The organism is Paenimyroides baculatum, assembly GCF_008629655.1.
Classification (GTDB): Bacteria; Bacteroidota; Bacteroidia; order Flavobacteriales; family Flavobacteriaceae; genus Flavobacterium; species Flavobacterium baculatum.
In genome coordinates, this window is record NZ_VWSG01000004.1 from 60,297 (window position 1) to 83,861 (window position 23,565).

The 23,565-nt window shown below is 32.7% G+C and carries 18 protein-coding genes; 10 read left to right on the plus strand and 8 right to left on the minus strand.

Translation table 11 applies throughout. The features are described from left to right. Positions 1 to 8: 8 nt before the first annotated feature. Both apaG and F0460_RS06775 read right to left on the minus strand, forming a co-directional pair. Positions 9 to 395, minus strand: a complete 387-nt coding sequence (apaG, locus tag F0460_RS06770; RefSeq protein ID WP_150011546.1) for a Co2+/Mg2+ efflux protein ApaG — start codon at positions 393 to 395, stop codon at positions 9 to 11. A gap of 34 nt (positions 396 to 429) precedes the next feature. Next, complete coding sequence (locus F0460_RS06775; protein WP_190304111.1) at positions 430 to 1,665, minus strand: type IX secretion system plug protein; 1,236 nt, start codon at positions 1,663 to 1,665, stop codon at positions 430 to 432. A 135-nt stretch (positions 1,666 to 1,800) separates the two neighbouring features. Between F0460_RS06775 and F0460_RS06780 the strand changes: the two genes are divergently transcribed. Continuing rightward, positions 1,801 to 2,310: a hypothetical protein gene (locus F0460_RS06780; RefSeq protein ID WP_150011550.1), complete on the plus strand. Its 510-nt coding sequence runs from the start codon at positions 1,801 to 1,803 to the stop codon at positions 2,308 to 2,310. A 70-nt stretch (positions 2,311 to 2,380) separates the two neighbouring features. Here F0460_RS06780 and F0460_RS06785 read toward each other — a convergent pair whose 3' ends face one another. After that, a complete protein-coding gene (locus F0460_RS06785; RefSeq protein ID WP_150011552.1) occupies positions 2,381 to 3,076 on the minus strand; it encodes a hypothetical protein in 696 nt (231 codons plus the stop codon). Positions 3,077 to 3,265: 189 nt separating this feature from the next. Between F0460_RS06785 and F0460_RS06790 the strand changes: the two genes are divergently transcribed. The 6 genes from F0460_RS06790 to F0460_RS06815 all read left to right on the plus strand — a co-directional run bounded on the left by F0460_RS06790 (position 3,266) and on the right by F0460_RS06815 (position 16,001). Then, positions 3,266 to 4,999, plus strand: a complete 1,734-nt coding sequence (locus F0460_RS06790) for an aromatic amino acid hydroxylase (RefSeq protein ID WP_150011554.1) — start codon at positions 3,266 to 3,268, stop codon at positions 4,997 to 4,999. A 121-nt stretch (positions 5,000 to 5,120) separates the two neighbouring features. Continuing rightward, a complete protein-coding gene (locus tag F0460_RS06795) occupies positions 5,121 to 7,934 on the plus strand; it encodes a M16 family metallopeptidase (protein WP_150011556.1) in 2,814 nt (937 codons plus the stop codon). Between the two features lie 225 nt (positions 7,935 to 8,159). After that, positions 8,160 to 10,409 carry an adenylate/guanylate cyclase domain-containing protein gene (locus F0460_RS06800; RefSeq protein WP_150011558.1) on the plus strand — a complete coding sequence of 750 codons (2,250 nt, stop codon included), beginning with the start codon at positions 8,160 to 8,162 and terminating at the stop codon, positions 10,407 to 10,409. A gap of 1 nt (position 10,410) precedes the next feature. Then, complete coding sequence (locus F0460_RS06805; protein ID WP_150011560.1) at positions 10,411 to 12,453, plus strand: adenylate/guanylate cyclase domain-containing protein; 2,043 nt, start codon at positions 10,411 to 10,413, stop codon at positions 12,451 to 12,453. Between the two features lies 1 nt (position 12,454). Then, a complete protein-coding gene (locus F0460_RS06810) occupies positions 12,455 to 15,118 on the plus strand; it encodes an adenylate/guanylate cyclase domain-containing protein (protein WP_150011562.1) in 2,664 nt (887 codons plus the stop codon). Positions 15,119 to 15,131: 13 nt separating this feature from the next. Next, positions 15,132 to 16,001 carry a YitT family protein gene (locus F0460_RS06815; protein WP_150011564.1) on the plus strand — a complete coding sequence of 290 codons (870 nt, stop codon included), beginning with the start codon at positions 15,132 to 15,134 and terminating at the stop codon, positions 15,999 to 16,001. A gap of 45 nt (positions 16,002 to 16,046) precedes the next feature. Here F0460_RS06815 and F0460_RS06820 read toward each other — a convergent pair whose 3' ends face one another. The 3 genes from F0460_RS06820 to gpmI all read right to left on the minus strand — a co-directional run bounded on the left by F0460_RS06820 (position 16,047) and on the right by gpmI (position 19,269). Then, positions 16,047 to 16,811, minus strand: a complete 765-nt coding sequence (locus F0460_RS06820; RefSeq protein WP_150011878.1) for a class I SAM-dependent methyltransferase — start codon at positions 16,809 to 16,811, stop codon at positions 16,047 to 16,049. 3 nt (positions 16,812 to 16,814) lie between these two features. Next, the gene (gene map / locus F0460_RS06825) at positions 16,815 to 17,636 is read right to left on the minus strand and encodes a type I methionyl aminopeptidase (protein WP_150011566.1); all 822 of its coding nucleotides are present in this window, start codon (positions 17,634 to 17,636) and stop codon (positions 16,815 to 16,817) included. Positions 17,637 to 17,751: 115 nt separating this feature from the next. Then, the gene (gene gpmI / locus F0460_RS06830) at positions 17,752 to 19,269 is read right to left on the minus strand and encodes a 2,3-bisphosphoglycerate-independent phosphoglycerate mutase (protein WP_150011568.1); all 1,518 of its coding nucleotides are present in this window, start codon (positions 19,267 to 19,269) and stop codon (positions 17,752 to 17,754) included. Positions 19,270 to 19,450: 181 nt separating this feature from the next. Here gpmI and F0460_RS06835 point away from each other — a divergent pair, with 181 nt between their 5' ends. After that, a complete protein-coding gene (locus F0460_RS06835; RefSeq protein ID WP_223810780.1) occupies positions 19,451 to 20,260 on the plus strand; it encodes a murein L,D-transpeptidase catalytic domain family protein in 810 nt (269 codons plus the stop codon). On the opposite strand, the gene F0460_RS06840 is transcribed toward F0460_RS06835, so the two are convergent. Both F0460_RS06840 and F0460_RS06845 read right to left on the minus strand, forming a co-directional pair. Beyond that, on the minus strand, positions 20,249 to 21,592 hold the full coding sequence (locus tag F0460_RS06840) for a L,D-transpeptidase scaffold domain-containing protein (RefSeq protein WP_150011570.1): 1,344 nt from the start codon (positions 21,590 to 21,592) through the stop codon (positions 20,249 to 20,251). The genes F0460_RS06835 and F0460_RS06840 overlap by 12 nt on opposite strands. A gap of 13 nt (positions 21,593 to 21,605) precedes the next feature. Then, positions 21,606 to 22,055, minus strand: coding sequence for a GNAT family N-acetyltransferase (locus tag F0460_RS06845; RefSeq protein ID WP_150011572.1), 450 nt, complete (start codon positions 22,053 to 22,055; stop codon positions 21,606 to 21,608). 94 nt (positions 22,056 to 22,149) lie between these two features. On the opposite strand from F0460_RS06845, the gene F0460_RS06850 reads away from it, so the two are divergent. Together F0460_RS06850 and F0460_RS06855 are read left to right on the plus strand one after the other, a co-directional pair. Continuing rightward, positions 22,150 to 22,731: a Crp/Fnr family transcriptional regulator gene (locus F0460_RS06850; protein WP_150011574.1), complete on the plus strand. Its 582-nt coding sequence runs from the start codon at positions 22,150 to 22,152 to the stop codon at positions 22,729 to 22,731. Positions 22,732 to 22,835: 104 nt separating this feature from the next. Then, on the plus strand, positions 22,836 to 23,552 hold the full coding sequence (locus F0460_RS06855) for a pirin family protein (RefSeq protein ID WP_150011576.1): 717 nt from the start codon (positions 22,836 to 22,838) through the stop codon (positions 23,550 to 23,552). Positions 23,553 to 23,565: the final 13 nt, after the last annotated feature.

Sequence of the window (23,565 nt, forward strand, 5' to 3'; positions counted from 1 at the left end):
TTATTATTTTAGTTGAATATATACGGAACACTCATATTAAACAATGGTATTCTTACATGAAATATTTGCGATGTGCTAAAGTTAACAAAGGTAAAGTAGCCCTGCATACTGCCTATAAAGCCTTGAATATACGATCCTGATGTGTACTGAAACGTTTCGTTTGGATTTACAATTGGTTTTTGACCAATTACGCCGTCGCCCTCCACCACTTCATCATTATTGAACGAATCTTTTATAAGCCAATACCTGCGTAAAAGCTGTACAACATCGTTACCTTGGTTTTCTATACTAATTTCGTAGTTAAAAAAGTTCACAAGATTATTTAAATGCAAACTTTGTTTAACATACTGCACTTTTACAATAATTTTTATTCCTCTTGTGATTTTTGAAACCATATTTTAGAATTTATTCAAAATTACAAATAAATTTTTAATTGGTAATAAGTTTACTGTCGGCTTTACCAAGACCAATAATTCTCTCATAACGATCTGAATCGTTCTTATAATAAACCAATGCATTGTACTGGTTTTCTGTTTCAAAGTAATTTCCATCGGGATTCAACTCATCTAAAACTGTACCATCAGCCTTTGCAATAATGTATTTGTAATTTGTAAATCCTTGTTTTAAAAGCAATGCGGTAGTGTAGGTTTGTGTAGCTTCATCGAACTTTACTTCGTAATCGCTGTTCAACTGATAATTATTGAACATACCCACAATGTATAATTTTTGTGATGATGGTAATTTATCTAAATGATAATTAAAGTAAACCCAGGCATAATCGGCTTCGGTATTATGATTTTCACGCAAGACATTCCGGGTTTTAAATCCACCATTTATATCCTGATAAAAAGTATAAAAGTTACTTTCTTTTAGCGGATATTTCTCTCTTAAAGTAATTTCGAACAAATCACTGCGAGTAATTTTCTCTACATTATTATTTACCTGCTTAATGTCGCTATTGTCAAAAAACAAAAATTCATTTCCTCCCCAAAAGTTTGTTTCTTCATCGTACTGATATTGAAACTGATTACCAATTACATATTGAGGATTTAAACCAGTAAGCGCATTGTACCATTGTCCGTTTTGCAACAGCACCACATTTACATTCTTTTTAGGATTTTGAAGTACGGTAGTTCCAAAATCGATCGTCATATAAACATTTTGCTTTGCAGCAGCTACTTTTAAGTTTCGAGTTTTTTTAATTTCCATAGAAACCGATGCCAAATCTTCGTACAAAACAAACCGACGTTCTATAACTTTTTCGTTTGCATTATTATAAATCTCCAGCTTATAATTTCCCGAAATCATAAATTTAGTATCGCGGTTTGGTAACGAAAGTTTATAATGAACAAAAGCCTGCAAGGTATTGAACGATGTTTCAAAAGTAGTTATACGTAAATTCTGCATTCCGCTTAAATATTCGGTTACTTTCAAATCCGATTGTTTCCAATCACGTGTACAATGCACAATTTTATAGTAATAATCCGTTTCGCTACCCATTAAATCATCAAACGAAAATCGGAAAGTTTCATTCAAACGAAAAATCGGAATAAGCGATTCATTGCCCTGATTGAAAGAAACCGACTTGATATAATAAGGATCACCAGCAGCAAACGCAGGAATTATTGATACATATAATAGAATGAGAAGTACAATTTTTTTCATAGCTGATAAAATTCGGATTCTTGTAAAGATACTAATCATTTATAAAACGTTCAATTTTAAAAGTTTTTTTTCGATTTTTAAAAATCACTCGATAAAAATGTTTTATTTTGCAATTAATTTAAATAAATATTTATTATGAAAAAAATCGTTTTATCATTAGCAGTTATTGGTGGATTAGTTTTCACATCTTGTAAAAAAGATGCTGCTCAAGAAAATTTAGAGAACAAATTAGATTCAATTACAGAAAAAGTTGAAGATACTTTAAACGTTGTAAAAGAAGAAGTAGCTGAAACTGTACCTACTTTAGAAGCTAAAATCAAAGAAGCTGAAGAAGAATTGAAAAAAGCTGTAACTGTAGAAGAAAAACAAGCTGCAACTAAAAAATTAAACGATGCAAAATCTGCATTAGCAACTTTAAAAGGTGAAGCACTTTCTACTGCAGAGGAAGTTAAACAAGAAGCTACTGCTGCTGCTAACAAAGCTGGTAATGCTGTTAAAACAACTGTAAAGAATACAGAAAAGAAAGTAGAAAAAGCTAAAGAGGATGTAAAAAAAGAAGCTGTAAAAACTAAAGAGGAAATTCACGAAGCTGGAAAAAAAGCAGTTGAAGAAGGGACAGTACTTAAAAAACGTTCTGGATTATAATATTTCAACATATTTATAAAAAAGAGAGGCAATAAATATTGCCTCTCTATTATAAACTAAATTTAAATTATTAGTTTAAAGATTTTCTAACTGTTAATTTAGCATCTTTAGGTGAAATTCTTTGTAATCCTTTAGCAGCACTTGCGTTTAAAGAGTACATACCTTCAATTGCCCCTTTCAAATTAGTTTTTAATGTAATAGATGTATCATCAGCATCTGTTCCAGATAATGTATAAGTCATACTTCCTGCTGCACTTTCTGTAGCATAAGTTAATTCAGTTACATCAAATTCAGCAGACGCACCATATGAATAATCTGTATCATTCATAGTAGTTGTAAAACCACCTAATAAAGTAGATCCTTCAGTTGTAAAAGGAAAAACATATCTACCTGTTGTACCTACTGGAATTGATGTATCAACTTTAGTTAATAAAGTAGACCAAGTGCTTGTTGCACCAATTGGTGTAATTGCCGAACCATTGTGTGAAATAAATTCAAAAGCAGCTACAACTGTACCATCCTCTAAAGTATATTCTTTAATAGGCGCATCTTGTCCAGCTCCATCAACATGAACTGCGTATAATGAAAAAGCAATTTCTTCTTGATCATTATTTACTTGAATAAAATTTTCTGTTAATTCTTCTCCTGGTCCTGGTCCTGGTCCTGGTCCTGGTGCAACTGAATCATCACCTCCACAAGAAGTTACTGTTAAAGATCCCGCAGCAACAAAAGCGATTGTTGCTAAAGATAAAAATACTTTTTTCATAATAGATTTATATTATTTTATTGTTAATTTACAAGGCTAATTTAAGTATTAATTTTTAAAAAACAATACTTCACAAAAAAAAATGCTTTTTTTAACACAATTCAAATATGTGATTAATGATCGAAAAGTAATAAAAATGCACTATTTTTGAAAATCAAAAACTTATTAAAATACTAACAACAATTAAATATGAACGAGCATTTTGAAACCAATCCGTTAATTGATCGTTTACCAGAACACCTTAAACAGTTTATTAAACCACAGAGTTATGAAGATTATACTGCCATAAATCAAGCAGTGTGGCGTTATGTAATGCGTAAAAATGTGGATTATCTATCAAAAGTTGCACATTCTTCTTATTTAGAAGGTTTACAAAAAACAGGGATTTCTATTGAAAGCATACCTAGTATGTATGGTATGAACCGTATTTTAAAGGAAATTGGTTGGACTGCAGTTGCTGTTGACGGTTTTATTCCGCCGAATGCTTTTATGGAGTTTCAGGCATATAATGTGTTGGTTATTGCTTCAGATATCCGTCAGTTAGAAAATATCGAATACACACCCGCTCCGGATATTATCCACGAAGGTGCCGGTCACGCTCCTATTATTGCCAATCCAGAATACGCAGAATATTTGCGCAGATTTGGTGAAATTGGGTGTAAAGCTATTTCATCTGCACACGACTATGAAATTTACGAAGCAATCCGTGAATTATCTATTTTAGAAGAAGCTGAAGGAACACCAGAAAGCGAGTTGATTAGAATTCGATCTAAAGTTGAAGATTTACAAGCAAAATCAACAGAACCATCGGAAATGGCATTGATTCGTAATTTACATTGGTGGACTGTTGAATACGGTTTAATAGGAACTGTTGAAAATCCTAAAATATATGGTGCCGGTTTGTTATCATCAATTGGTGAAAGCGAATGGTGCATGACCGATAAAGTTGAAAAGTTACCTTATAGTATAGACGCTGCTTACCAAGGGTTCGATATTACAAAACCGCAACCTCAATTATATGTAACAAAAGATTTCGCAGAGTTAAGCATGGTTTTAGAAGAATTTGCCAATAAAATGGCATTGCGAACTGGTGGCTTAAGCGGAATTAAAAAATTGATTCATTCTAAAGCGTTAGGAACTATCGAGCTATCTACAGGTTTACAGGTTTCGGGTGTTTTCACAAATGTTATTGAAGATGAAGGAAAGCCGGTTTACATTCAAACCTCAGGAAAAACAGCTTTAGCTTACCGAGAAAAAGAATTGGTAAATCACGGAACGGAATATCATTCTGAAGGATTTGGAAGCCCGATTGGTCGTCTAAAAAACATCAATCTTACCATAGAAGATATGAGTCCACGCGATTTGCAGGCATACAATATATATGAAGGCAAGCATATTGAACTAGAATTTGAAGGAGATATTAAAGTTTCTGGTGAAATTATCACAGGTTCAAGAAATCTTCAGGGCGAAATTATCATCATCAGTTTTAAGAATTGTACCGTTACTCATAATGCTACTATTTTGTTTCAACCTGAATGGGGAACGTACGATATGGCTATTGGCAAGAAAATAGTTTCAGCTTTTTCGGGTCCGGCTGACATCAACAGTTTTGATATGATCACGCACGTTCCTACTACTAAAACCATTAAAGCGACAAAATCTACCGAACGTGAAGCTTTAGAAAATCTGTACGAAAAAGTAAGAACCTATCGCGAGCAGCATTCAACCGAAGATTTAGAAGTTATTTTATCTGATCTGATCCAAAATCATCCGCAAGATTGGTTGCTAACATTAGAAATCGTTGAATTAGCAAAACAAAACAATTTGACTGTTTACAATAAAGCTTTAGATCATTTATTAAAAGTAAAAGCAAACAGACCCGAAATAGCACATTTAGTTGCTAACGGTTTAAATTTATTATAACATTTTTCTTAAAAAGACTTTCAATAATGAAAGTCTTTTTGTTTTTTAACACTTTCTTATTACTTTCTAATTTTGTTTTAAAATAATTGTTTATATTTTTGAGAAATTTAAAACACCACAAATGAACTTAAAAAAAATTACTTTAGGTCTTTTGATCTTACCTGCATCAATTTGGGCACAAGTTGCAGATTTAAATCAAAAAATACCAAATGACCCTGATGTTCGCATTGGAAAATTAGACAACGGTTTAACTTATTATATCCGTAAAAACGCAAAACCAGAGAATAAAGTAGATTTACGTATGGTTTTAAATGCCGGATCTATTTTAGAAACCGACAAACAAGTTGGTTTGGCGCATTTTATGGAGCACATGGTTTTTAATGGTACTAAAACCTTCCCTAAAAACGAATTAATCAATTACTTACAAAGTATTGGTGTAAAATTTGGTCAGCATTTAAATGCTTACACAAGTTTTGACGAAACGGTTTATTTCTTACCAATTCCGTCTGATGATCCTGTAAAATTAGACAAAGGTTTCCAAATTTTAGAAGATTGGGCTTTCAACGCTAATTTAGAAACAAAAGATATCGACGATGAGCGTGGAGTTGTTATTGAAGAATACCGCACACGATTAGGTTCGGGCGAACGTATGATGAAGAATTATTTACCAAAAATGCTTCACAATTCGTTATACGCAAAACGTTTACCTATTGGTACTAAAGAGAATTTAGAAACATTCAAACCAGAAGAAATCCGTCAGTTTTATAAAGATTGGTACCGCCCTAACTTAATGGCAATCATTGTTGTAGGTGATATTAATGTTGATGAAATGGAAGCTAAAGTAAAAAGCCATTTTGGTAAATATAAAAATCCTACAAATCAAAAAGAGCGTAAAGAATTTGAAATTCCTAACCACAAAGAAACTTTTGTATCTATCAATACCGATAAAGAAGCAACATCTTCTAACGTACAAATTTTCTATAAAGATCAAGGAACGCCAGAACCATCTACAACAGTTGGTGACTATAAAACCGATTTTGTTGAAAATTTATTCTCTAGCATGATAAATTCACGCTTAGAAGAATACACCAACAGCCCTACTCCTCCGTTTGTTTATGGTTACAGTTATCATGGTGGAATGTTAGGTCGTGGTAAAGAAGCGTTCCAATCAATAGCAATGACTGCAGAAGACAAGCAGTTAGAAGCATTAAAAGTATTGGCAATTGAAAACGAGCGTGCTAGAAAATTCGGATTTACACAATCGGAATTAGATCGTGCTAAAACAGAAACATTAGCTTATTACGAAAAAGCATTTAACGATCGCGATAAAAACAACTCGTCTAAATATTTAGGTATTTACCAAAGTCACTTTTTAGAAGGTGAAGCAATGCCGTCAATAGATTACGAATACAAATTAGCAAAAGAATTACTACCTACAATTACATTAAAAGATGTTAACAACGTAATTCAATCGTACATTAAAGACGAAAACCGTGTAATTATTTTAACCGGACCTGAAAAAGAAGGTTTAAAAACACCAACTGAAAAAGATGTTTTAGCAGCTTTAGATGTATCAAAAGTTGAAATCACTCCTTACCAAGATGCTGCTGTTGCAGAATCATTAATTCGTAACGAAATTAAAGCAGGTAAAGTTACTAATACAACTAAAAATGATAAGTTAGGAACAACAACTTTAACGTTATCAAACGGTGCTAAAGTAACTTACAAAAAGACCGACTTTAAAAACGATGAAATTTTATTTGGTGCAAGAAGTTTTGGTGGTACTAACTTATTAGACAACGATACTTTCAAGAAAACGCAACATGCATCAGGCTCTGTACCACAAGCAGGTATTGCAGGTATGGATCAAAATGCATTAACCAAATTCAATACAGGTAAATTGTACCGTGTTTCACCATATGTTGGTGGTATAACCGAAGGTTTCTCTGGTAATGCAACACCTAAAGATTTAGAATTCTTGTTCCAATCGGTTCATGCTTATTTTACTGATTTAAATTTCGATGAAAAAGCGTTTGAGTCTGAAAAGAACAAAACAAAATCTTACATGGCAAACATTATGGCAATGCCAGAAGTATTTTTCCAAATCGAAGTTTCAAATTTCATGTATGGACACAATGCGCGTTATTCATCGCCAATTCCTACTGAAAAAGATTGGGATAACACAGATTACAAAAAAGCATACGACTTGTTTAAAGAGCGTTTTGCCGATGCAAGCGATTTTGAATTTTTCTTTGTAGGAAATGTTACAGACGAACAAATGAAAACGTTTTCTGAAAAATATTTGGCTTCGTTACCAGCTTTAAACCGTAAAGAAACTTATAAAGATACAGGTTTCCGTGGTAAAGATGGTGTTCATAAAAAAGAGGTTTTCAAAGGAAACGATGATAAAGCTACCGTTAGAATTTCTTACGCGGGCGAAACAACGTACTCTGCAAAAGAAAATCTTGCAATGCAAGCTTTAGGTGAAATTTTAACTATTAAGTTAATTGAAGAATTACGTGAAAAAGAAGGTGGTGTTTATGGTGCCGGTGCTCAAGGTAGCTTAAGTAAATTGCCTTACGGATCGTACAACTTCTCTATTTCGTATCCTACAAATCCAAAAGATGCTGATAAATTAATTGAATTAACTTTGAAAGAAGTTGAAAAAATTCAGCAAAACGGACCAGAAGCTAAAGATTTAGATAAATTTAAAGAAGGTGAAATGACAGATTACACCAAATCTTTAAAAGAAAATAATTACTGGTTAGGTGTTTTAACAGAAGCTTTTACAACACAAGAAAGCCCTGAAAAAGCATTAGATTTCGAAAAGAACTTAAAAGCTTTAACTATGAAAGATGTTCAGGAAGTAGCTAAAAAATATCTTACTAAAAACCGTGTTATTGCGGTATTAAAACCAGAAACTGCTAAAAAGTAGTTTTTATAATACTTCAACAAAAAACTCCGATTGAAATTCAATCGGAGTTTTTTGTTTATTTAAAAATTAAAGATCTTTTTTTATTTTTTAATCATATTAACAAATACCTAAATCATAAATTCAAGTATATATTTTCCACTCAAAACGATAAAGTTGCACGTTATTTACTTATTTTTATACTTTATTTAACAATTCGATTTTTATACTTAAACTCATAAACATAAAGTGAAAAAAATAATAGTTTTATTTGTTTTTTTGATTTCAACCTTTGGTTTTTCTCAAGATAAATATATACAGATAAAGTTAGATTCCTTAGAAGTAAAACTTCATAAGGCTAAAAATGATTCTGAAAAACTTAATATTTCATTAGGTTTAGGGAAAGATTATGCTGTATACTCAAATAAAAAAAATTTTGAATTTAACGAAGATGCTATAAAACTTGCTGAAAAGTTAAACAAACCTATAGCTATTGCTGAAGCTTATGCCAATATAAGTACATTCCACGAAGGAAAAAATGACACATTACAGCAATTAGATTTTATAAATAAAATACTTGAATTAGGTAATAAAAAAAATGATAATACTGTTTTAGGAAAAGGTTATTATGAAAAAGCTTTCTATTATTGGACAAGAAATGATAACAAGAAAATAATTCAGAACTTTTTAAAAGCTGAATATTTTTTCAGAAAAAGTAATAACAAAAAATATCTTTCAGATCTGTATTTACAGTTTGGTTTTTTTTATCAAAGCGAGACCAAAGATTATAACCAAGCACTTGAATATTATAAAAAATTCACTCATCTTTTCAATGAAAATAGTTTTGAATTAGTAAATACTTACAACCTAATGGCTAATTTATATGCCAAGCAAAATAAGTTTAAAAAAGCATTAGAGCATTACCAAAAATCTGCTAAATTACACAAGCAATATAACGATACCAAAAGCCATCATTATGGATACTTACTCTCAAACATTGCTAATATATACAGCGAATTAAATGAATATGACAAAAGTTTCACTTACCATAATTTAGCTTTAGATTTTTTCTTAAAACTAAAAGACCACAATAATATTTCTTTAATATACATTAGTAAATCAACCGTATATCAAAAGTTAAATCAACCTGAAAAAATATCTCAAAATATTAATTTGGCTATTGAAAATACAAAAAACATAAAAGAATGTTTAGTAAAAGAAGCCGTATATTCAAGAATTGGAAATATATATTATGATTTAGAAAACTACCAAAAAGCATTAGAATTTCATCTAAAAGCATATCACGAATGCCCATTAAATAAACCCTATAAACTAATAGACGATCAAGAGTACTGTATTGGAACTACTTACTTAAAATTAGCTCAAAATATAAACAAAACTACAAATGAAGGCGCATATAAAGACAAATACCAGCTTTTAGAATTAAGTAAACAGTACCTAAATAAAGTAATAAATAAGGCAATAAAAAAAGACGATATTTTAATGTTGAATAACACTTATCTAAACTTATCTGAGATTTCTGATTTACAAGCCGATAAAAGCAAAGCTTTAGAATACTACAAACAGCATATTATTTATAAGGACAGTTTAGAAGTAATAGAGAACCGAGAGCTTTTGGTTCAAAATCAGATGCAGTTTGAGTTTGATCAACAGGAAAAAATCAGAAACGCAGAACAAAAGACTAAAGATGCATTAGCTAGAGAAGAATTAACTAAAGAAAAAAACAAACGAAATTTAGCTTTGATAGGATTTGGGGTTTTTGTAATTCTGGCAAGTTTTGCAGCCTTCGCTTATTCACAAAAAAAGAAAGATCATAAAATTATATCAGAAGAAAAACAAAAATCTGATAATTTGCTCTTAAATATTTTACCTGAGGAAGTAGCAAAAGAGTTAAAGGAAAAAGGTACATCGGAAGCACGACATTTTGAAAGCGTTTCGATTATGTTTACCGATTTTAAAGATTTCACGAAACTATCAGAAAAAATTCCTTCAAAGGAACTTATAGAAGAGCTTAATTATTGCTTTAAAGCCTTTGATGAAATTGTAGCAAAACATGGAGTTGAAAAAATTAAAACTATTGGCGACTCTTATATGGCTGTTTGCGGATTACCCGCCAAATATGGAAATCATGCACAAAAAATGGTTCAAGCAGCTATAGAAATTCGCGATTTTATTGAAGATTATAAATTAAAACGTCAAAGTGAAAGCAAATCTTTCTTTGAAATGCGTATTGGAATAAATTCTGGAGAAGTAGTTGCAGGAATCGTAGGAATTAAGAAATTTGCTTATGATATTTGGGGCGATGCTGTAAATACGGCTTCACGAATGGAAAGTAATGGCGAAATAGGAAAAGTAAATATAAGTGAATCAACTTATAATCTTGTTAAAGATGATTTCTACTTTGAATTCAGGGGGGAATTGGAGGCTAAAGGAAAAGGAAAGATTAAAATGTATTTTGTAGATAATAAAAAAACATAAAGTGAAAAAAATACTACTGTTTCTAATATTACTTGCTGTGAATATTTGTTTTTCGCAAGAGAATATTCAGGCAAAAAAGGTCTTTTCTTTACAAGATCTTGAAAAGGAAATTAAACTAAAAAAAGATTGGAAAGCCAAAGTTGGCAACAATTTATCATGGAAAGACACTGATTTTAATGATGAAAACTGGCAACCACAGAGTGCTGTGTTTTTTAATATGAAAGATCCGGCATACAAAGGTGAAATTTGGTTCAGACAGAAAATACAGATAGATTCCTCTTTAGTAAATGTACCTATTTCGCTTATTTTTAATTCAAAAGCAGACGCTACAGTTTATATTGATGGCGAATATAAAGGTATTTTTGGGAAAGCTGAAATGATTTCAAATCCCGATAACGAGAAAAACCATCCGGTTGTTATTGCATTCAAGACTTCAGGTGAACACGTATTCGCTGTTCATTACAAAGATTCTCTTTACACTGATAATGAATCGGTATTTAGTAGCAACGGTTTTAAATTATCTTTGGTAACCACCGAAAAATATGTCGAAAAAACAGAAGTAAACCACTACTTATGGTTAGCAATGACAGCTGTAGGAATGATGTTTCTTACCTTAGGTGTTATTCATTTTATACTGTTTGGTTTCTACCGAAAATTCATAGCCAACCTGTTATTCGGTATTTTCAACTTTTGCTCGGGATTGAGCATTTTGTTAGGATACGCTACGGTATTTAAGTCGGGTATAGACGGCGTACAGTTTACAGATATGGCATCGCCATCATCTATAATATTTTCATTAATTGGTGGTTTAGCCATAAGTGCAACAGTAAATTTCCTTTTCAATAAAAATAAAATATTCTTTTATGTGCTTTTAACTTTAGCGGCTGTTTCGCTGATTTTAACTTTTACAGTTTCAAAGAACTTCATGTTTTTATGTTCCATTATAACATCAACAACGATGTTAGAAGCAATAATTATTGTTGTAATTGCAGCTATAAATAAAAAAGCCGGAGCAAAGATTATAGCGATTGGTCTTGTTTGCAGTTTTTCTTTCGCATTAATTTTAGGAGTTTTTGTCGGAATAATGTTCGGCATGCAAAAGCTAAACACGGTTACAATTTCTATAATTATTATTCTTATGATACTTTCTTTTTTCAGCACACCTTTTGCCATGTCTGCGTTTTTAGCATCAAACTTTGCATCGGTAAACAGAAAACTGAAAGTACAGTTAAAACAAGTAAACTCGTTGTCTGAACAAGCTTTAAATCAGGAAAAAGAACGAAAAGGTTTGTTAGAAAACAAAATGAATTTCTTGGAAACCGAAGTAAAAGAACGTACAAAAGAAATTGAAATCCAGAAACAACAAATTGAAAAACAACAGATAGAACTACTTTCTGAAAAACAAAAATCGGAAGATTTATTGTTAAATATCCTTCCAAAAGATATTGCCGACGAATTGAAGGAAAGTGGCGAAAGTAAAGTAAAACAATTCAGCAGTGTTTCTATTTTATTCTCTGATTTCACCAATTTAGATTCGGTTTCGCAACGATTAAATTCACAAGAATTGTTAGATGAACTGAACCATTGTTTCAAAGCTTTTGACAATATTACAACCAAACATCAGATCGAAAAAATTAAAACAATCAGTTATTCGTATATGGCAGTAAGCGGGCTTCCGTTGATAAATGATAATCACGCAAAAAAAATGATCGAAGTTGCGTTAGAAATGTGCGATTTTATCACAACCTATCAAGAAGAAAGAAGAAAAGCAGACAAGCCTTATTTTGAAATTAAAATCGGAATTAATTCGGGCGAAGTAGTTGCTGGAATTGTTGGTATTAAAAAGTTCGCTTACGATATTTGGGGCGATGCTGTAAACACCGCTGCCCGTATGAAAGCCAAAAGTGAAAACGGAAAGATCAATGTTGGATCAACAACTTATGAATTGGCAAAATCATATTTCGATTTCAGTTATCGTGGAGAGCTGGAAATTAAAGGAAAAGGATTGGCAAAAATGTATTTTGTAGAAACTAAAACAAATTAAGATGAAAAAGTTATTATACATATATCTGCTTTTAATATCGTTTGTTTCGTTTTCACAAACAAATGATTCAATGAGTCTTTACACAGAGAAAATTTTCCCTGAACGCGGCGTTTTCTTTAACATAACCGATAACTGGAAATTCAAAACAGGAACAAATAAATCGTGGAAAAATGCTGACTTTAATGATGCTGATTGGACATTAGTAAAGTACGATTCTTTAAAAGGAATAATTGGCAAAAAAGTAGATTTTAATGGGAAAGCTTGGTTAAGAAATACTTTTGAAATTGATTCTACTTTGGTTGGTATTCCTTTAAGTTTGAATGTAGAAATGGCTCCGGGAGTTTATTCTGTGTACATTAACGGAAAATTTTATAAGACTTTTGGAAAGCTTAAAACCAAAGATCAAGAAGAACAACAACATATAAAAAGATTTGTGATTAAAGGTAATTTTGTTGATTTCATGTTCACAAAAGCAGGCAAGCAAACAATTGCAATAGAATTTCAAGATTCACAGATAAAATCAACAACCAATTATCTTGATTTAGAAGTACAAATAACAAAACAAGAAAATGCAATAGCACAAGCCAATGCAATGCAAAATGTAACTACTATTTTATCAATTATAGGTTCGGTGTTTGTTACGCTTGCGGTTTTTCACCTGATCTTGTTTTTATTTTACAGGGAATTTATTCCCAATTTATATTTCAGCCTTTTTAGTTTAAGTATGGGCGGAAGCTTTTTTGCACTGATTTATTTATTCATGAAAGGCTTTAATATGAATGCGATTCAATTCACAGGGATCAGTTTCATTATATTAACCTATTTATCAGCATTCTCATTAAGCGGATTGGTTAATTCGCTGTTTGCAAAGAATAAATTAAGGTTCAAAATATTTTTAGCAGTATCCATTATTGGTCTATTAATTTTATTTTGGAATCCAGACATTGCAGGTTTTATTACTCTTTTAGTTTATACTTATGCGTTTTTAGAAGCATCGGTTTTACTAATCAAAGCAATTATAAAAAAAGTAAAAGGTGCCCGTATATTGGCAAGCGGTATTTTGTTAACCATCTTTTTTACTCTTGCGTTAGTAGTTTTTGCATTAGTAATTATGAAAGATGACGGTATTCATTTTCAAAACGATGATACTGCTACAGGAATTGCATTTGCTATAATTGTTATTGGAATGATCTTATCAATTTTCAGTATTCCTTTCTCTATGTCGGCTTATTTGGCTTGGTATTTTTCTCACATTAATAATGAAAATGAGCAGAAAGTGATCGAAATTGAAGATCTAACGCAACAAAACCTAAATCAAGAAAAAGAAAAGCAAACCATCATAGAAAACATCAATAAAGAATTAGAAGTTCAGGTTGATAACAGAAAATCAGAAATCGAAAAGCAAAAAAGCGAAATTCAGCTTCAAAACAAAACGTTAGAAATTGAACGACAAAAATCGGAAGTGTTGCTTTTAAATATTTTACCGGAAGAAGTTGCTTTGGAATTAAAAGAAAAAGGAAAAACACAATCGAAATTCTTTGACAGCGTCACCATTCTTTTTACCGATTTTAAAGATTTCACAAAGCTTTCAGAAAAAGTATCATCAACCGAATTGATCGAAGAGTTGAACTATTGTTTTAAAGAATTCGACAGAATTATCAGCAAATACGGTATCGAAAAAATAAAAACTATTGGAGATGCGTATATGGCGGTAAGCGGACTTCCTGTAAAAGATGAAAAGCACGCCATTAAAATGGTTTATGCTGCGTTGGAAATTCGCGATTTTATGGAAGAATACAAACAAAAACGCATTAGCGAAGGCAAAGAGTATTTTGAAATGCGTATTGGAATTAATTCCGGCGAAGTGGTTGCAGGAATTGTCGGTATAAAAAAATTCTCATACGATGTTTGGGGAACCGCTGTAAACCTTGCTGCCGAAATGGAAGTTAACGGATCAATTGGAAAAGTCAACATCAGCGAAAACACCTATAAGCTGGTTCATAAAAATTTTAGTACAGAATTACGTCCCGAAAAATTGGAAGATTCTCAAGTAAATATGTACTTTGCAGAAATTAAAGAGAAAAGCGTGAATTTAGAAAGGGCAAAAGAATTTATCTTGAACAAACTAACCGAAGAGCTGCCAAAGCACCTGCATTACCATAACATCAGCCATATTTTAGATGTTTATGATGCTGCCATGCGTTATGCAAAATTAGAAGGAATAAGTGCCGAAGATACCGAATTGCTTAAAGTAGCTGCGCTTTTCCATGATTCGGGCTTTATTGTAAAAGCCGATGGTCATGAATTGATTTCGTGCAAATTTGCCGAGGAATATTTACCGGATTTCGGTTACAGTTTTAATCAGATCGAGAAAATAAAAGGAATGATCATGGCAACGAGAATTCCTCAAACTCCGAAAAATCATTTGGAACAGATTTTAGCTGATGCCGACTTGGATTATTTAGGAAGAACCGATTTCGAAGAAATATCAAACGGACTTTTTGAAGAACTAAAGGCAGAAAATAAAATATCGGAACTTAACGCATGGAACAAAATTCAGGTTTCGTTCTTTGAAAAGCACAGTTATTTTACCGAATCTGCCAAAAGATTACGAAACGAGAAAAAGAGAATCAATTTAGGACATATAAAATCACAACTACTTTAGTCAACCTTAAAAAATGAAAAATATATTATCAAAAGATAGTTTTAAAGATTACGCTTTTATGCTGCTTGGTATTCTCTGCATTAGTTTCGCATTAAAAAGTCTGCTTATTCCCAATCATTTTTTCGACGGTGGTGTGACAGGTATCGCATTGCTTCTGTACAAAAAATACAACATAAATATCGCTTTGATATTTGTTGCATTAAACATTCCATTTTTGCTTTTAGGTGGAAAATTAATAGGGAAATCATTCGCGATAAAATCGATCATTTCGGTAATAATTCTTGGACTTTGCTTGCTATTTATTCCTTTTCCTGAAGTTTCACACGATAAATTGATCGTTTCGGTTTTCGGTGGATTTTTTATTGGATTAGGAGTTGGTTTTGGTATGAAGAGCGGAATTGCTTTAGACGGAATTGAAGTTTTGGCGGTTTACACAGGTAAAAAAGTCGGTTTTTCAATGAGTGAAATTATTCTTGGAATTAATATTTTGATTTTCTTAATTGCCGGAATTTTCTTCGGATTAGAAGCCGCTTTTTATTCTATGTTAACTTATTTTGTGGCATCGAAAACAATTGATTATGTTGTGGAAGGTTTCGAGGAATTTACCGGAGTAACCATTATATCATCAAAAAGTGATGAAGTGAAGGCTTTCTTGGTATTACAAATGGGAAAAGGAATTACCGTTTACAAAGGCGAACGTGGTTTTATGAAAGATAGTTTTGAAGTAAGTACCGAAACCGATATTGTTTACACGGTTGTTACTCGCTTAGAAGTTAGAAAACTTAAAAATGCGATACATGAAATCGACGAAAAAGCATTTATCTTTTCGAGTTCTATTAAAGAAACTGCGGGTGGAATTTTAAAGAAAAAACATGCGCATTAAAATAAAAGTCCTGATACAATAAAGCATCAGGACTTTTTTTATTCTTTACTTGTAGCAGACTGGAATAATTTCTCCTTTTGCCAAACAGTATTTTTCTACTTCTTCTTTTGATAATTTCGCAGTGTAATCAACCTCATCGACTTTGAAACCAATACTTCGTAATTTATCAAAATAATCTCTGCCATAAACTCGAACGTGATCATATTGTCCGAAAATTTTAGCACGTTCTTTTTTATCGGTAATAGAATTATCTTCAAACGTTTTTTCTCTTGATAAATCTTGCGGAATCTGCAAAATTGCCATACCGCCTGATTTTAAAACACGATACAGTTCCTGCATTGCTTTAGTATCATCAGGAATATGTTCCAACACGTGATTGCATAAAATAACATCGTATGAATAACTTTCAAAAGGCAGGTTGCAAATATCGGCTTTCACATCAGCCAAAGGCGATTCTAAATCTGTTGTGGTGTAATTTAGATTTTTCTGCTTTTTAAATCGATTGTAAAATGCCTGTTCTGGAGCAAAATGCAATACTTTTGAATCTTTTGAAAAAAAATCAGTTTCATTTTTTAAATACAACCAAAGTAAGCGATGGCGTTCTAAAGACAATGTACTTGGCGAAAGAACGTTGTTACGCTGATTTCCATAACCGTAAGGAAGAAAAGTTCTAAACGATTTTCCGTCGATAGGGTCTGTAAAACAATTTCCCTTTAAAGCCAAAGCCAAAATAGGTCTAACAAAATAACTCGCCCTAATTAAAATGGGGCGAGGTATGGTATTTAATATCGTTTTAAAAACTTTTTTAATCATTTAAGATAAAACTAAAGGCTGCTTACGAAACTCGTCTTCTTCGTTCGATACAATTCCCAAAGCCTTGTAAATATATGCAAATGTTGAAAGCAATTCTGGCTTTCCATCAACCAAAGCAACATCGTGTTCAAAATGAGCAGCAGGCTTTCCATCGCGTGTAACAATTGTCCAACCGTCTTTTAACTGCTTAATATTTTTGGTTCCCATATTAATCATAGGTTCAATAGCAACAGTCATTCCTTCTTGAAACAATTTTCCACGACCTTTTTTACCGTAATTCGGCATTTCTGGACCTTCGTGCATTTTTTTACCCAATCCGTGACCTACTAATTCGCGAACTACTGAATATCCGTGACCTTCGGCATAACGTTGAATAGCAGAACCTACGTCTTCTACCCTGTTTCCTATTTTAAATTCGCGAATACCTGTATATAATGATTCTTTTGTAACCTGTAATAATTTTTTTGTTTCAGCAGCAACTTCGCCTACTTCAAAAGTATAGCAATGATCGCCGTAATATTCGTTTACAATTGCACCTAAATCACACGAAATAACATCACCATCTTGCAACGCACGATCATTTGGTAAACCGTGTACAATCTGCTCATTTACACTTGTAAGCAATGTACAAGGACAACCGTACAAGCCTAAAAAGCCAGGTACACCGCCGTGATCTCTAATATATTGTTCTGCTAATTTATCTAAATGTAAGGTGGTAACACCCGGTTTAATTTCTGAAGCTAACATTCCTAAAGTTTTAGAAACCAATAACGCAGCAGTGCGCATGATTTCTATTTCTTCTCTAGATTTAATTACAATCATTTACTTTATTGTTTTGAAATGCAAATTTACGGTTTATTAATTAAATTTTTGTTTTTTATAAAAAAAGCCCGAAAATAATTTCGGGCAATTCATTATTATTTACTTTTCTTAAAGTTTAAACCAACGCTTTCGCGGTCATAACATCTGGTTGTGGAACACCCATTAATTTTAGAACTGTTGGAGCAATATCTGCCAAAACACCGTTATGAATTTCTTTAATATCTTTATCTATTAAAATAACAGGAACTGGATTTGTTGTGTGAGCTGTATTTGGACTTCCATCTTCGTTGAACATAGTTTCACAATTGCCGTGATCTGCCAAAACAATAACCGTATAATCATTTAAAATGGCTGCATTCACAACTTGTTGTGTACAAATATCTACCGTTTCGCACGCTTTTATAGCCGCACTCATGCTGCCTGTATGCCCAACCATATCTCCATTCGCAAAATTAATTACAATAAAATCGGCTTCGGCTTTGTTTAATTCAGGTAGTAATGCATCTTTCAAATCGTAAGCACTCATTTCGGGTTTTAAATCGTATGTTGCAACTTTTGGTGACGGACATAAAATACGTGATTCTCCGTTAAAAGGTTCTTCACGTCCACCTGAAAAGAAAAAGGTTACATGCGGATATTTCTCGGTCTCTGCCATGCGAATCTGCTTTTTACCAGCACTTTCTAAAACTTCGCCCAACGTATTAGTTACATTGTCTTTATTGTAAACAACTTTTACATTGTTATAGCTTTCATCGTAATTAGTAAGTGTAACGTAGTACAAATCTAATTTTTCCATACCGAATTCAGATAAATTCACCTGCGATAACACTTCGGTTAACTGTCTGCCGCGATCGGTTCTAAAGTTAAAAAAGATCACAACATCGCCGTCATTAATAGTAGTAACAGGTTTATTGTCATCATTAACCATTACAATCGGGTCGATAAATTCGTCGGTAACATCTTTTAAATAACTGTCTGATATACTTAAAACTGCATTTCGCGAAGGCATTCCGATACCTTTTACCAATAAATCATACGCTTTTTTAACGCGTTCCCAACGTTTGTCGCGATCCATTGCGTAATATCTACCAACAACAGATGCCAATTTTGCCGGAGAATCTGCCATGTATTTCACCAGATTATCAATATGACCTGCACCTGATTTTGGATCAACATCGCGACCATCGGTAAAGGCATGTACAAAAACATCGTTCAAACCAAAATCATTGGCTGCATCTAACAATCCGAATAAATGATTGATATGCGAATGCACACCTCCATCAGAAACCAATCCTAAAAAATGAACCGGCTTATTGTTGATTTTTGCATAATTAAACGCTTCCTGCAAAACAGGTTCGGCACTTAAAGTTTGGTTTTGAACGGCAAGATTAATCTTTGCCAAATCCTGATATACAATTCTGCCAGCACCCAAATTCATGTGTCCAACTTCGGAATTTCCCATCTGTCCGTCAGGCAAACCAACATTTAAACCATCGGTTCGTAACTGTGCAAAAGGATATTTCTTGTATAAACTATCTATAAAAGGTGTGTTGGCATGATCTATGGCAGATACTTTTGGGTCGGGTGAATTTCCCCAACCATCTAATATCATTAAAAGGACTTTTTTGTTCATTTTTCGATTAAAAATATGGTTCAAATTTACTCATAGAATTTTAGATTTCGGTCTGTTTTTTTAACATTTTACTAAAAATAAATGTTAAATATGTTTATTAAACATTAAATTAACGGTTTGGTTTGTAATAAAGTTATTATATTTACGTTCAGAAGTTTAAACAACATTAATATAAGAACAAATGAATTTTAAATTATTGCCTTTAATGATGGTGGGTCTGTTATCGTTCAAACCAATGACAATTAACGATCCGAACGGAGATAACAATGGAAATGGAAATGGTAAAAAAGTTACAGTAGTTACAAAATCATCTACTATAAAATCGAAAGAGATTGCCGCTGTAACAAAAACAAATTTAAAATCTAATGCGTCGAGTAATTTAAGTGCTTTTGATAAAATGGTTTTATCGGAATATTTAGATTTAGATGAGAAAAAATTCGACAAGCCTGAAATGGAAAGCTTTAAAGCTGCATTCAAAGGTTACTACAAACTTAAAGGAGAAGGTAAATTAAACAAAGAACTCCTTACAATTATTGATTTCACCAAATCATCTACCGAACGTAGAATGTGGGTTATTGATATGAAATCGCACGAAATTCTTTATCAGACAGTAGTTTCGCACGGAAGAAACAGCGGTATGGAATATGCGAACGATTTTTCTAACGCACGTGAATCGTACAAAAGCAGCCTTGGTTTTTACACCACTGCAGAAACCTATATGGGAAAACACGGTTTATCGTTACGATTAGATGGTTTAGAAGCAGGTATAAACAGTAATGCACGCGAGCGCGATATTGTAATACATGCTGCAGATTATGCCAACGAAAATGTGGGAAAAAATCAAGGATATTTAGGCAGAAGTCTTGGCTGCCCGGCTTTACCTTACGCCGTTGCACATGATATTATTAAACTTATTAAAAACGAAAGCTGTTTGTTTATTTACCATGCAGACCAAAGAGGTTATCTTACAACATCTAATTTATTGAATTAATCTTTTATAAAGTTTATTATCTAAAGAGTAAACGTCGTTAAGGATTTTTACATCACCGGCATCATTGATTACGGCTGTAAAATAGACTTGGTGGACGTTTACTTTTTTATTTAACTTAAAGTTTTTAGTCTTCTCTTTTACTGCCAATGTATCAATTTCACTTTTTGATATATTTTTTCCTTCGATCTTAAATATTTTTTCTGCCAGTCTGAAAGGATCTTCCACACGAACACAGCCCGAACTCAATGCCCGATTGCTTTCTACAAAACGTGTTCTGTTATTGGTATCGTGCAAATAAACCATGTGTTTGTTAGGGAAATCGAACTTGATCTGCCCCAAAGAATTCAAACGACCCGTTTGCTGAACATATCGGTACGATCCATAATTAGCAGGATTCCAATTATCTGGACTTACTTGTTTTCCTGATTTTTTATCGAAGATCGTTAAACGGTTCGATACGAAATAACCTCGATTTGCTGATGCTTTTGGAACCAGATCGTTCTTAAGGATTGTTGGCGGAACCGTCCATTTTGGATTTACGATAATTCCATTGAAAGAAGAAGAAAGTATGGGCGTTTTACGTTCTTTTTTACCAATGATTACTTTGTACGAATCGGTTACCGATCCGTTTTCAACCACTTGTAAATCGTATTGCGGTAAATTAATCCAAACATAATTTTCGCCTAAATCGGGTTCTAACCATTTAGTACGTTCAAAATTTACCCAAACTTTTTTACGCAGTAATCCTTCGGCAGACAATGTATCTTTTGAAGTTATAGGAACATATTTTGCAAACGCTTTCTTGTATTTCTTGTACAATTCGCTTTTAGGTTTAATATCCTCTAAAGCATCATAAACCTTTTGATCTGTCAACGATTTGTTCAACAATGCCGCATAATCGTTTTCGGGAATATAAGGTTCCCAATCACCATACATTTTTTTAGGATTTACCTTACCTGTAGCCAGTTGTTTTGCAATTCGGAAAAAATTTTCGCTAAAAGCAACATCGGCTTTCTGTAATTCGGCAACGCTCAAAACATTGTAGTTGTAATGAGCAGAAATCAGTTTTTTTAAGGGATATTTTTCAGGCATAACACCATCGAATCTGCTATCAATAATAGCCGAAATCAATTCGTTTCTGCTTAAACTGTCTTGCCAAATTGTTTCAAAATTATTGTCGGTATAAAACTTTACAACATTTTCATCTTTCCCAAACAGCATAATCTTTTCAACCCTTACTGTTTTTTCTGCATTCGATAAATTCTGTTTAGAATTGTTACTTGTACATGCAGAAAAAATAAGTGCCCCAACAATAATTTTTCTAATATTCATTCTATAAAAACGGTTAATCTTCTTTCGCTACAAATTTAAACATAATTCTATGAGAACCAATGTACGGAATTACGATCTGCTGTACATTTAACGTGTATCCATTTTTTTTGTAAAAATTCACAGCATAATCACGGGCAAAACACCAAATCATAACGGATCCTTTGCGAGAAATGTTTTCTTCGGCAAAATGCAATAAGCGTTTTCCTATATTTTTATGCTGATGTTCCGGCAGAATAGACAAACCTGTTAAACGATAAACCGGATATACTTTATAATTGTTTGTATTTTTTGCCATCATAGTTACTGCACCAACCAGCGTATTGTTTAAAAATGCACCAAAATGCTTGGTACCTTCATCTAAATCGCCTTCAAAATGACAAACTTCTATAGGCTGACCTTCTTTTAATACGGTATGACGAATGTTAATAACATCGTCTGCTTTTATCTGTTTAAATGTTAACATGCAAAATTTATATTTGCAACAAGGTACTAAATAAAATAGATGTTATCATAATTATTCGCTATTTTTATGATCGTAAAATCAACAGGGCATACAAATGAAAAATTTACTGCTTCAAAACATATCCAAACACGTTTCGTTAACTTCAGAAGAAGACGATATTATTTTTAATGCTTTTGATAAAGCCAGTCTTAAAGCTAAAACAATTGCAATAAAACCGGGCGATGAAGCGCATTTTACCTATTTTGTTTTAAAGGGAATTTTACGCAGTTATACCATTGACGATAACGGAACTATTCATATTTTAAGTTTTGCCACGCCGGGTTGGTGGGTTGCCGATATGTACAGTTACCTAACAGGAAAACCTGCCGTTCTGTATGTTGATGTAATGGAAGATTGTGATGTGCTTATTCTACAAAGAAGCGATGCAGAAAGATTATTTACTGAAGTCCCAAAATTGGAACGTTTCTTTAGAATACTTACCGAAAACAATTTAATTGCCAACCAACAACGTATTTTAGATAAAATGGCGTTAACTGCAGAAGAACGTTATGAAAAGTTCCTGCAAAAGTATCCGGACATTATTAACTGCCTGCCACAAAAATACATAGCATCGTTTATTGGTGTTACGCCCGAGTTTTTCAGTAAAATGAAAAGTAACCTGTTGCGCAAAAAATAAACATAAACCACTAAAAACCAGCGTTTTTTATTTCTTAATATAGATTAACAGCCAATTAATCTGGGTAATGTACCTTTACATTATCAAATTAAAAACGCATAACAATGGCAAAATATACTATACACAAAGCAGCAACAAGAGGATATGCCGATCACGATTGGTTAAAATCTTATCATACCTTTTCATTTGCAGGATATTTCAATCCGGAGCGAGTTAATTTTGGATCTTTACGAGTTCTGAATGATGATTACGTAGCAGCAGGAAGAGGCTTTGGCGCACATCCGCACCAAAACATGGAAATTGTTTCAATTCCTTTAGAGGGAAAACTGGCTCATAAAGACAGTACCGGATCTGAAGGTGTTATTCAAAAAGGCGAAATTCAGTTTATGAGTGCCGGTACAGGAGTTACTCACAGCGAAATGAACGGAAGCGCAACCGAAGCGGTAAAATTTCTTCAAATATGGATCGTTCCTAACAAAATGAACATTACACCACGTTATGGTCAAATGGAATATGCTGTAAACGATAATGAAATTAAAACGCTGATTCAACCAGAAACAGCCGAAGGTACTTTAAGATTACAGCAAAACGCTTGGTTTAAAATGGCAAAGTTCGATTCTAGCAAAGAAACAACGATTACTGTTGAAGATCCTAAAAACAACGGAATCTACATTTTTCTTTTAAGCGGATCAATGGAAGTCGATGGAAATTCAATGGAAACCCGCGATGCTATCGGAATCTGGGAAACCGAAAATGTATCAATTAAAACAAACGATAAAAGTGAATTTCTGATTATTGAAGTTCCAATGAATCAAAATTAATTTAAAAAATTTA

Bases quoted from the DNA above. Each gene is read 5' to 3' on its own strand.
- apaG (WP_150011546.1), bottom strand. From the start codon at position 395: ATGGTTTCAAAAATCACAAGAGGAATAAAAATTATTGTAAAAGTGCAG.
- F0460_RS06775 (WP_190304111.1), bottom strand. From the start codon at position 1,665: ATGAAAAAAATTGTACTTCTCATTCTATTATATGTATCAATAATTCCT.
- F0460_RS06780 (WP_150011550.1), top strand. From the start codon at position 1,801: ATGAAAAAAATCGTTTTATCATTAGCAGTTATTGGTGGATTAGTTTTC.
- F0460_RS06785 (WP_150011552.1), bottom strand. From the start codon at position 3,076: ATGAAAAAAGTATTTTTATCTTTAGCAACAATCGCTTTTGTTGCTGCG.
- F0460_RS06790 (WP_150011554.1), top strand. From the start codon at position 3,266: ATGAACGAGCATTTTGAAACCAATCCGTTAATTGATCGTTTACCAGAA.
- F0460_RS06795 (WP_150011556.1), top strand. From the start codon at position 5,121: ATGAACTTAAAAAAAATTACTTTAGGTCTTTTGATCTTACCTGCATCA.
- F0460_RS06810 (WP_150011562.1), top strand. From the start codon at position 12,455: ATGAAAAAGTTATTATACATATATCTGCTTTTAATATCGTTTGTTTCG.
- F0460_RS06815 (WP_150011564.1), top strand. From the start codon at position 15,132: ATGAAAAATATATTATCAAAAGATAGTTTTAAAGATTACGCTTTTATG.
- map (WP_150011566.1), bottom strand. From the start codon at position 17,636: ATGATTGTAATTAAATCTAGAGAAGAAATAGAAATCATGCGCACTGCT.
- gpmI (WP_150011568.1), bottom strand. From the start codon at position 19,269: ATGAACAAAAAAGTCCTTTTAATGATATTAGATGGTTGGGGAAATTCA.
- F0460_RS06835 (WP_223810780.1), top strand. From the start codon at position 19,451: ATGAATTTTAAATTATTGCCTTTAATGATGGTGGGTCTGTTATCGTTC.
- F0460_RS06840 (WP_150011570.1), bottom strand. From the start codon at position 21,592: ATGAATATTAGAAAAATTATTGTTGGGGCACTTATTTTTTCTGCATGT.
- F0460_RS06845 (WP_150011572.1), bottom strand. From the start codon at position 22,055: ATGTTAACATTTAAACAGATAAAAGCAGACGATGTTATTAACATTCGT.
- F0460_RS06850 (WP_150011574.1), top strand. From the start codon at position 22,150: ATGAAAAATTTACTGCTTCAAAACATATCCAAACACGTTTCGTTAACT.
- F0460_RS06855 (WP_150011576.1), top strand. From the start codon at position 22,836: ATGGCAAAATATACTATACACAAAGCAGCAACAAGAGGATATGCCGAT.